We start from the raw sequence: 10,093 nt of genomic DNA on the forward strand, positions 1-10,093 counted from the left end.
CAACTCCGCTTCGCTCCGCGCCGGGGCTCACGGTGCTCACCTCGTCGTACAGCTCGTCGAAGAGTTCGCGGACGCCGTCGTCGGCGTTGTCGCGACTGTCCAGGTAGTCGCCGAAGAGTTCCCGCGGCGACCGACCGGCCCGCTGTGCCATGCGCTCCCCCGCCCGGTCGGGCATCATCTCGGGGTCGATCCGCACCTCGAGGGCGTTGGGCAGCAGCTCCTGCACGTCCTCGCGGAGGCCGACCCGTGGCTTCTCGCGCACGAGGACACGGAGCCAGGCGTCCGGAAGGTTCACCGTCGCCAGTTGTTCGAGGGTGCCGCGAACCGTTCGCAACGCGATCGCCCCGGTGATCGGCACGTCGCGCACCCGGGCCGCCTTGTCGACCGCCACGTCGACGATCGCCACCGAGGAGATGTTCTCCTCCTCGCCGAAGTCGACCGCGAGCGGGCTGCCGCTGTAGCGGGTCGGGCAGGGCGAGATCACCTGCTGGGCCCGGTGCAGGTGACCCAGCGCGACGTAGTGGGCGTTGCGCGGAAACACCGTGGCCGGCACGGCGTACCCCATGATCGTGTGTGCCTCGCGCTCGCCGCCGCCGGCCGAGGCGCCGACGATCGTCAGGTGGGCGGTGAGCAGGTTGATCACGCCGGGCTGGTCGAACTTGTCGCTGAGCCGCTCGATCAGCCGCGCGATGTGGTCGGCGTAGGTCTGGCTGGCCTCGGCTGCGGTCAGCTCGTACATCTCGGCGGCCCGGATCGCGTACCGCTGGGAGAGGAACGGCAGCGTGACGAGCTGCCACTTCTCGCCGCCGGCGGTCTCGCCGGTGATCAGCAGCTCGTCGGCCTTGTCGCGCACGGCGCCGCGCAGCACGATGCCGGCCGCCTCGGCCCACGGGCGCAGCGCGTCGAGGGCGGGCCCGTTGTCGTGGTTGCCGCCGATCACCACCACCTGCGCGCCGGTCTGCCGCAGCGCGGAGAGCGCCCGGGTGACCACCCGGGTCGCGTCGGCTGTCGGGGCCGCGGTGTCGTAGAGGTCACCGGCGATGATCACCAGGTCGGGGCGCTCGGCCCGGGCGATCTCGACCACCTGGGCCAGCACGCGAATGTGCTCGTCGTGCCGGCCGCGGCCCTTGAGGACCTTGCCGACGTGCCAGTCGGACGTGTGCAGGATGCGCATCGCGAAACCCTAGACTCTCAGAACGGAATGTCGTCGTCGGACGAACCGTTGCCCGCGACGGCGAACGGATCGGCGCCCTGGACGATCGACTTCATCGTCTCGGCGGGCGGTGGGCCGGACTCGGACTTGCGGGTCGCCCAGGCCGGGAACGGGAACTCGACGCAGAGCGGGACCGGGATGTCGGGCTGGTTGACGAACATCGTGCCGGGGCGGGCCAGCAGGGCGCGCTGCCGCATGGCCGGGGGCAGGAAGCCGTATTCGGGCCGGGCCGCCTCGGCCGGGTCGAGCCGGCCGACCACGCGGATCGCCGAGTTGGTCACGATGCGCCGTTCGACCTCGCTGGCGGTCTGCTGGGCGCCGATCAGGATGACCCCGAGCGACCGCCCCCGCTCGGCGATGTCGAGCAGCACCTCCTTGATCGGGGAGCTGCCCTCGCGCGGGGCGTACTTGTTCAGCTCGTCGAGCACGACGAAGAGCAGCGGGCGGCCGGTGCCGGCCTTCTCCTTCTCCTCGAACTCGGTCTTGAGCGTCACGCCGACCACGAACCGCTGGGCCCGGTCGGGCAGGTTGTGCAGGTCGACCACCGTGACCTGGGCCGACTCGGCCGTCTTGATCTGGTGCGGGCGGCGCTGGGCGAGGTCGCCGCGGATCAGCCGGGCCAGGTCGCGCTTGCTGCCGATGAGGCGGCGGGCGAACGCGTTGACCGTGCCCATGTTGACCGCGGAGCCGGCCCAGGTCGACCGGGTCTCGTCGTCGGTGAGCTGCTCGACGATGTGGTCGACCAGATCGCCGTACGAGCCGATCCGCTTGCCGTCGATGCTGATGCCGCCCTCGGCGGGCACGGCGTAGCGGTTGAGGTGGGCGGTCACCGAGTGGACGACCATCGTGTACTGCTGGCGCTCGTCGTCGGCGTCGGCGAACACGTAGGGCAGCAGGCGCAGCGAGCAGAATTCCTCGAGCGTCCAGTAGAACGAGTCGACGCCGGTGAGCCGGCTGCTCACATCGGGCGCGCCGGACGAGTCGCCCGCTCGGGGCGGGGCGTAGACCCGTACGTCGGAAAAGGGCGTCGCCGGCAGCTCGAGGAGCTTGTAGTTGGCCCGGGTCGCCTCGTCGAGCTTCGTGTTGGGGTGGTCGAGGAACAGCAGGTCCTCACCCTTGACGTTGAAGATCAGGGCGCGGGCGTTGGCGCCGTCGGCCCCGAGCTGGCCGGAGCGGAACACCGAGTAGAGCAGGAAAGTCGCGAAGCTCGTCTTGGTGGCGACGCCGGAGATGCCGGAGATCGACACGTGCGCGCCGCGGGTGCCGTCGAGGAAGTCGGCGTTGAGGTAGACGGGCACGCCGTCGCGGCCGGTGCCCATCGGGATGCGCCTGTCCATCCGGTCGAAGTGCAGCGCGGCGTCGCGGGCCTCGCCGGTCGCCCGGTGCACGACCGCGCCGGGCGAGGGCGGGACGTACAGCTCGGGGTCGACCCGGGTGGTGGTGATCTCGGCCGCCTCCTGCACCACGGCCGGCAGCGTGCCCTCGGCGATCGCGAAGACGTCGGAGTCGAACTGAGCGCCCTCGTGGCGCGCCCTCACCTGGGTCACCACTCCGGCGATCGTCACCGGTTCGCGGTCCGGCAGATCACGCTTGGTCACCACGACGTCGTCGAGTTGCAGATAGCTGCCCTCGGACACGGCCGTCCAGAACTGGAGCGGCGTGGCGTCGGCAGTGCCTAGCACCCGCCCGACGGGGGAAGTTTCGTCAGACACGCCGATCATGTTGCACCAGGGGTACGACAGAACCCGCACCAGGAGTCAGTTGGCACACGTTGTCCACAACTTCTAGTGCTCATACACAGAGTTATCCACAAGATCTTGGTTCGATGGTGGAGGCGCGCCCATCAATGAACCGATGTGAGCCGATCGGCCAATAGCGGGGTGACAGCGATTCCACCGGACGCGAGAGGCACCGCATGAGACCCACGGCCACCCGGGCCGAGCTCACCGACGGCGACCTGATCAAGCTTTCGACCACCGAGCCGGAAAGCTTCGGCCCGATCTTCGACCGGCACGCCGCCGCCATCCACCGCTACCTGGCCCGACGCGGCGGGCGCACTCTCGCCGACGATCTCACCGCCGAGACCTTCCTCACGGCCTTCAAGAGCCGATCCGCGTACGACCTGAGCCGGCCCGACGCCCTCCCCTGGCTCTACGGCATAGCGGCCAACCTGCTGCGCGGCCATCAGCGCACCGAGATCAGGCAATACCGCGCACTCGCCCGCACGGGCCTCGACCCGGCGCTGGCCGGACCCGAGGACACGGTGCCGGCCCAGGTCACCGCGGCCGAGCACGTCAGGGCCCTGGCCGGCGTCCTCGCCCGCCTCAACGTGGGCGAACGCGAGGTGCTGACCCTGGTCAGCCAGGCCCAGCTCAGCTATCCCGAGGTGGCTCGCGCCCTGGACATCCCGGTCGGCACCGTCCGCTCCCGCCTGCACAGCGCCCGCAAGCGCCTCCGAGCCGCCCTGCACGGCTGCCCCGAACTCGATCTCACGAACGGGAACGACCATGAATGACCTGGACCTGATGGAGAAGTTCCGCACCGACGTGCCACCGCCCACGGCAGCCGTTCTCGCGGACGCCCGGGCGCGCATGTTCCGCGCCGAACCGCGGAAAGCCAGGAAGCGGTGGGTGTGGAGCCTGATCCCCGCCACCGCCGTCGGCGTGGTCACGGCCGCCGTCGCCTTCACCGTCGTGGGCGTGAACCCGGAGCAGCCGGAGCAGCGGGAGCAGCAGCCCTCGACCGAGGCCGCCCAGGTACTGCGTCTGGCCGCGGCCGAGGCCCGCCGCGAACCGGTCCAACCGGCTCGTCCCGACCAGTTCGTCTACGTCGAATCGCTGGTGGCCTGGGGCGGCGCCGAGGCCTCGGCGAACGGCGATCTGAAGGACGGGAAATACATCCCGCCGGTCGAGAAGAACCGCCGCATCTGGCTGTCCGCCGACGGCACCCGTGACGGCCTGCTGCGCGAGCGGGCGACGGACCCTGAGGATGCCGCCGATCCGACCAGTCTGATCCACGAGAACGTGCCGCTCCCCGTCCAGGGCACACCGATCCCGGCCTACCTGCGGGATCTGCCGACCGAGGCGAAGGGCATGCGCGAGTGGCTGTACGCCGGCGCCGAGAGCGGGAAGGAGGGTGGCAACCCACCCGACGTGACGGCGTTCATCAAGGTCGGCGACACCCTGCGCGAGCAGTACGTCCCGCCCGCCTCGGTGGCCGCGATGTTCGAGGCGGCCGCCACGATCCCCGGCACCACCGTGGTCAAGCAGGTCGACCTGGCCGGGCGGCGCGGCGTCGCGGTCTCCAAGGTGCACCACGCCACCCGGCACGATCTGATCTTCGACGCGGCCAGCTACCGGTTCCTCGGTGAGCGGGAAGTCGCGCAGAAGGACGCGGCGCCGTTCCCGGCCGGGGCCGTGATCGGGTGGACCGCGCAGCTGAAGGTGGCGGTTGTCGACCGGGCCGGTCAGCTGCCCTGACGGGCGTACCGCAGGAAGAGCATGTCCTCGAGCGTGAGCACGTGACGCAGGGACATCGGCCGCGGATCGGTGGCGGCTCCGGACGAGATACGACCGGGGCCGCCGCCGACCAGCAGCGGTGAGACCGTCAGGCACAGCTCGTCGACCAGATCCGCGTCGAGCAGGGCGCCGAACAGGTGCGGACCGCCCTCACAGAGCAGTTGGGCGGCGCCGCGCGCGTTCAGCTCGCGGACCGCTGCGGCGCAATCCACTGTGTCGTCACCGACGGCGATCACGTCGGCGATGCCGGTCAGGGCGGAGGGGTCGGCCCGGGTCGTCGTCACGACGATCGGGCGGATCGGCGCGTCCGAGAAGATCAGCTGGTCCGGGTCGAGATTCAGGGAGCCCGAGACGATCACCATGAGCGGGAACTCGGGTAGGCCGTGCGCGATCCGCCACTGCCGGGCGGCGGGGGTCAGCCGTAACGCGTCGTAGTTCTCGGCCTGTACGGTGCCGGCGGCGACGATCAGTGCGTCACAGACCATCCGCAGCGAGTCGAAGATCTCTTTGTCGCCCGGCCCGTGCAGCCCGCCGGACAGCCCGCCGACCGTCACGGCGCCGTCGGCGCTGGCGATGAAGTTGACGCGCAGCGTCGGCGACGGGTTGCGCGGATACAGCTCGACCAGGTCGCCGGCCGACGAGGGCCACGCGGGAAAGCTGGTCACGGGCCCGGCGGCCCGGTCACCGGTGGGGTCGGCTTGCTCGCGCGATGCTGGCAGTCGCACCACGAACCGCCGCGGCAGTCGTCGTGCCGTCGCTCCTGGCAGGCCTTGCAGATCACGCCTCGACCCTATCGCCCGCCGGGCCCGGTCAGGTGACTCGAACGGTACGAACCGCGGGTACGAATCCCTCCCGGCCTGGTGTGATCCTCGGCATAGCCGAACCACATGATGTGCCGGACACGGCGCCGCAACCGGGGCGAAACGCCGAATTGGCAGGCTGTACGCCTCAGGGGACGGCTTCGCTGTACCTATCCGCAGCGGAAAACCGACATGAACCACACCGGACCGTGCCCCTCACAGGCGGGAGGAGTTGCATGTTGCTGCGGGTCCGAGTCACTCTGCCCGATCGCCCCGGCGCCCTCGGTCAGGTGGCTCGCACGCTGGGCGTCGCCGGGGCCGACATCGTGCAGGTGGTGGTGCTGGAACGCCTGGGCGGCCGCGCCGTCGACGATTTCACCGTCGTGTGGCCGGGCGCCTCCCGCGTCGAACGGCTGCTGGCCGGTCTCGCCGCGATCCCCGGCGTGCAGGTCGACGGCGTCTGGAAGGCGATCGGCGCCCCCGTCTCCGGCGGTCACGACGCCGAGCTGCTGGCCCAGGTGGCTGCCAACCCGGCCGACGGTCTGGCCACGCTGGTCGACGCCGTGCCCGGCCTGCTCGCCGCCGACTGGGCAGCCGCCGCGACCGTGCCGGCCGACTGGGCCGCGCGGGCCGACGCTCCCCGCACGCTGCCCTCCGATCCCACCGTGGCCTACGCGAGCTGGCGCGCCCCCGGCCCCCTGCACCTACCCGAGATCACCCCGCTGCGGGCCCGGCCGCTGACCGGCGCCGACGGCACCCGGTTCGCGATCGCCCCGTTCGGCCGGGCCGGCCTGGTGCTGGTGGTCGCCCGCTCCGACGCCGACGACCTGCCCGCGGCGGCCTTCCACGTCACCGAGGTCGACCGGGTGGCGCAGCTGATCCGCGCGGCCGCGGTGATTCTGGGCGACCGGCTCGACGCCGTCGCCGTGCCGTCGCCGCTGTGATTCGACTCTCGCCGAAATCCCAGCTCAAGCAATGTCCGGTTAACAGCGGCGGAGGAGAATTGAGGACGGTAAAGCTGACGTGACTCGCCGAAAGGGGTGCCCTCCATGGCGCTGTGGCGGATCCGGGCAACGGTTGACGACCGACCGGGATACCTCTCCGTTCTGACCGCAAGCCTCGCCCTGCGGTCGGTGAACATCCTCGCCGTCCAGGTGCACACCACCGAGGCCGGCGCCGTCGACGACTTCCTCGTCGACGCGCCCGAAACGATGACCGAGTCCGAGTTGCTGGCCTCGGTGGCCAAGGGCCGCGGCCGCGACGCGTTCGTGGCCCGGGCCGAGGCGCAGGGCCTGGTCGACCAGCCGACCCGGGCCCTCGCTCTGGCCGGCCGGCTGGTCCACGAGTCCGACACGCTGGCCGAGGCGCTGGTCGCCCTGCTCGACGCGACCGAGGTGCGCTGGCGGCCCGATCCGCTGCTCGCCCGTCCCGGCTACGAGGCCGTGCGGATGATCCTGGCCGACCCGGCCGGCGGCTCGTTCGAGGTGCTGCGCGCGGCCCCGGCGTTCACCCCGGCCGAATACGCGCGGGCGCAGGCCCTGATCGAGCTGTCCGGCGCGATGCTGCGCCGGCAGGAGGGGCAGACAACGCTGCTGCTGCCCGACGGCGCCGAGCTCACGCTGCGCGCCGCCACGATCGACGACCTCGACGCCGTACGCGATCTGCACGCCGGCAGTTCGGCCGCCTCCCTGCAGCGCCGCTACCTGAGCGGTGCGCCCACCGACGCGCGGCTGGTCCAGCTGCTCGAGCCGCCGGGCCACGGGCGCACCCTGCTGGCCCTGGCCGGTGACCGCGTGGTGGCCATGGGCAACCTGCTCGCCGAGGGTGACCTGGGCGAGGTCGCCATACTGGTCGACGACGACTGGCAGCGCCGCGGCATCGGCACCGCCCTGTTGCGGCGCCTCTACGCGTACGCCGAGCAGGGCGATTTCGCCGCCCTCATCGCGCACACCGCGGCCGACAACGTGGCCATGCTGCGCACGCTGCGACGCCTCGGCGGCGGCGCGGCCGACCGCGACGGCACGCTGGTCAGCGTGACCCTGCCGATCGCGGGCCACCGCGCGGGCAAAGAGACTCCTGCCGCCTTCGGGTGACGGGTGAGAGAGGTGGCGGCGGTCTCCGGGCCGCCGCCACCAAGGGTTCTTTCCAAGCCGTACGCGTGCGTGCTCGCTAAGCCGTACGCGTGCCGTGCTCGACGCAGGTGGCCTTCCACCCTGTCGGCACGACCTGCACCTTCATGCGCCGGCGACAATCCGGGCAGAAGCGCGGCGGCTCGAGCGCCCGCGCCTCGGCGCACGCGCTGTGCGCCCCTTCCGCGGCCGGTTCGCCGCACCGGTCACAGAACATCAGATGGTCGCCGAGAGCGCCTTGACCGGCATCTTCAGGTCTTGCAGCAGCTCGAGGTCGGCCGTGGCCGGGCGGCCCAGCGTCGTCAGGTAGTTGCCCACGATCACCGCGTTGATGCCGCCCAGCAGCCCGTCGCGGGTGCCCAGGTCGCCCAGGGTGATCTCGCGGCCGCCCGCGAAGCGCAGGATCGTGCGCGGCATGGCCAGCCGGAACGCGGCGATGGCGCGCAGCGCGTCCTTGCCCTCGACCACCGGCTGATCGCCCAGTGGCGTACCCGGCCGGGGGTTCAGGAAGTTCATCGGCACCTCGTGCGGGTCGAGCTGGGCCAGCTGGGCCGCGAACTCGGCCCGCTGCGCCACCGACTCGCCCAGGCCCAGGATGCCGCCGCAGCAGACCTCCATGCCCGACTCGCGCACCATCTTGAGCGTGCTCCAGCGCTCCTCCCAGGTGTGGGTGGTCACCACGTTGGGGAAGTGCGACTGGCAGGTCTCGAGGTTGTGGTTGTAGCGGTGCACCCCCATCTCGACCAGGTCGTCGACCTGTTCCTGGCTGAGCATGCCGAGGCTGGCCGCGACCTGGATGTCGACCTCGGCCCGGATCGCCTTGACGCCCTCGCGCATCTGGTCCATCAGCCGCTGGTCGGGCCCGCGCACGGCGGCCACGATGCAGAACTCGGTCGCCCCGGTCGCCGCGGTCTGCTTCGCCGCCTCGACAAGCGACGGAATGTCGAGCCAGACCGAGCGCACCGGCGACGCGAACAGGCCCGACTGCGAGCAGAAATGGCAGTCCTCGGGGCAGCCGCCGGTCTTGAGCGAGACGATGCCCTCGACCTCGACCTCGGGGCCGCACCACTTCATGCGCACGTCGTGGGCGAGCTGGAGCAGCGCGGGAAGATCGTCGTCCGGCGACCGCAGCACCTCGAGGATCTGCGCCTCGTCGAGGCCGATACCGTCGTTGAGCACCTGGGCTGTGGCCCGGTCGAGGATCTCTGACATGTCCGTACCGTAACAAGCTCCGAGCCGTTCGAGGGCGGTGGGCAGCGGGAGCTTCCGCGGCGGCGAAGCTGTCGGTGGTGGGTGGTAGTTTCCCAGTCTCGCGATCGCCCGGAAGGGTGTTGGAGGGTTGTCTTGGCGGGCTGGTTGGAGGCTCTGGAGGGCCTGGCCGCAAGCCGGTCCAAGGCGGGGCTGACGCGTCGGCTGCGGCCCCGGCCGGCCGGCGGCTCCGTCGTCGATCTGGCCGGCAACGACTATCTCGGCCTGGCCACTCATCCCGCGGTGATCGGGGCCGCGGCGAAAGCCCTTGCGGCGTACGGGCTGGGCGCCACCGGTTCGCGCCTGGTGCGCGGGTCTGCCCTGGTCCACGCGGAACTCGAGGCGGAACTGGCCTCCTGGCTCGGGTCGGCGTCGGCGCTCGTCTTCTCGTCGGGCTATCTGGCCAACCTGGCCGCTGTGCGCAGCCTCACCAGCGTGTGCGACCTGATCGTCTCCGACGCCTACAACCACGCCTCCCTGATCGACGGCTGCAAGATCTCCGGCGTACGCACGGTGGTCGCCCCGCACAACTCGCCGGCCGCCGTGGCCCAGATCATCGACACCCACCGCCCCAACCGCGCCCTGGTCGTCACCGAGTCGGTGTTCTCCGTTGACGGCGACCTGGCCCCGTTGGCGTCCCTCCACAAGGTGACAAACGCCCGCGGCGCCCTGCTCCTGGTCGACGACGCCCACGCGCTGGGCCTGCTCGGCCCGTCCGGCGCCGGCGGCGTGGCCGCAGCCGGCCTGTCCGGCCTGGACGACGTGATCGTCACCGCCACCCTGTCGAAGTCACTGGGCGCCGCCGGCGGCGTGGTGGCCGGCCCCGCCGCATTCCGCCGCCACCTGATCGACACCGGCCGCACCTTCATCTACGACACCGCGCTCCCACCCGCCGTCACCGCCGGCGTCCACGAGGCCCTGCGCATCGCCCGCGCCGCCGACGACCGCCGAGCCCTGCTGCGCGCCCGCGCCGAACTGACGGTCGCCCGCCTCAGCGCCGCCGGCCTGAAAGTCTGCCTGCCCACGGCCTCCCCACTCACCGCCGACCCCGGTGAAGCCAAGCCTCAGCCCCCCGCCGCCACCGCCGACCCAGGTGCCGCCAGGCCCGAGCCCCCCGCCGCCACCGCCGACCCAGGTGCCGCCAGGCCCGAGCCCCCCGCCGCCACCGCCGACCCAGGTGCCGCC

Annotated in this window: 10 protein-coding genes; 5 read left to right on the forward strand and 5 right to left on the reverse strand. The window is 71.7% G+C overall.

The window, feature by feature from the left end:
* Positions 1-1,174: exonuclease SbcCD subunit D (locus LXN57_RS37300; protein ID WP_251802934.1), on the reverse strand; the 1,174-nt coding region annotated here is incomplete at its 3' end.
* Positions 1,175-1,191: 17 nt separating this feature from the next.
* The gene (locus LXN57_RS37305) at positions 1,192-2,934 is read right to left on the reverse strand and encodes an ATP-binding protein (RefSeq protein ID WP_251802935.1); all 1,743 of its coding nucleotides are present in this window, start codon (positions 2,932-2,934) and stop codon (positions 1,192-1,194) included.
* A 194-nt stretch (positions 2,935-3,128) separates the two neighbouring features.
* Between LXN57_RS37305 and LXN57_RS37310 the strand changes: the two genes are divergently transcribed.
* A complete protein-coding gene (locus LXN57_RS37310; protein WP_251802936.1) occupies positions 3,129-3,728 on the forward strand; it encodes an RNA polymerase sigma factor in 600 nt (199 codons plus the stop codon).
* Positions 3,721-4,692 (forward strand): CU044_5270 family protein, encoded by a 972-nt coding sequence (locus tag LXN57_RS37315; RefSeq protein ID WP_251802937.1) that lies wholly within the window; start codon positions 3,721-3,723, stop codon positions 4,690-4,692. Before LXN57_RS37310 ends, LXN57_RS37315 begins: the two co-directional genes overlap by 8 nt.
* On the opposite strand, the gene LXN57_RS37320 is transcribed toward LXN57_RS37315, so the two are convergent.
* Complete coding sequence (locus tag LXN57_RS37320) at positions 4,680-5,456, reverse strand: pyrimidine reductase family protein (protein ID WP_308206682.1); 777 nt, start codon at positions 5,454-5,456, stop codon at positions 4,680-4,682. The two genes, LXN57_RS37315 and LXN57_RS37320, sit on opposite strands and share 13 nt — an antisense overlap.
* Positions 5,457-5,767: 311 nt before the next feature.
* On the opposite strand from LXN57_RS37320, the gene LXN57_RS37325 reads away from it, so the two are divergent.
* Positions 5,768-6,475: an ACT domain-containing protein gene (locus tag LXN57_RS37325; protein WP_251802939.1), complete on the forward strand. Its 708-nt coding sequence runs from the start codon at positions 5,768-5,770 to the stop codon at positions 6,473-6,475.
* Positions 6,476-6,580: 105 nt separating this feature from the next.
* The gene (locus LXN57_RS37330; RefSeq protein ID WP_251802940.1) at positions 6,581-7,624 is read left to right on the forward strand and encodes a GNAT family N-acetyltransferase; all 1,044 of its coding nucleotides are present in this window, start codon (positions 6,581-6,583) and stop codon (positions 7,622-7,624) included.
* 76 nt (positions 7,625-7,700) lie between these two features.
* Here LXN57_RS37330 and bsaP read toward each other — a convergent pair whose 3' ends face one another.
* Together bsaP and bioB are read right to left on the reverse strand one after the other, a co-directional pair.
* Positions 7,701-7,877: a biotin synthase auxiliary protein BsaP gene (gene bsaP / locus LXN57_RS48680; protein WP_438870915.1), complete on the reverse strand. Its 177-nt coding sequence runs from the start codon at positions 7,875-7,877 to the stop codon at positions 7,701-7,703.
* Positions 7,877-8,872 carry a biotin synthase BioB gene (gene bioB / locus LXN57_RS37335; RefSeq protein WP_251802941.1) on the reverse strand — a complete coding sequence of 332 codons (996 nt, stop codon included), beginning with the start codon at positions 8,870-8,872 and terminating at the stop codon, positions 7,877-7,879. The genes bsaP and bioB overlap by 1 nt, the downstream gene beginning before the upstream one ends.
* Before the next feature lie 132 nt (positions 8,873-9,004).
* On the opposite strand from bioB, the gene LXN57_RS37340 reads away from it, so the two are divergent.
* The coding region (locus LXN57_RS37340; RefSeq protein WP_251802942.1) for an 8-amino-7-oxononanoate synthase at positions 9,005-10,093 on the forward strand (1,089 nt) is incomplete at its 3' end.

Origin of the sequence: Paractinoplanes hotanensis, from assembly GCF_023717965.1 — a bacterium.
Lineage (GTDB): Bacteria > Actinomycetota > Actinomycetes > Mycobacteriales > Micromonosporaceae > Actinoplanes > Actinoplanes polyasparticus.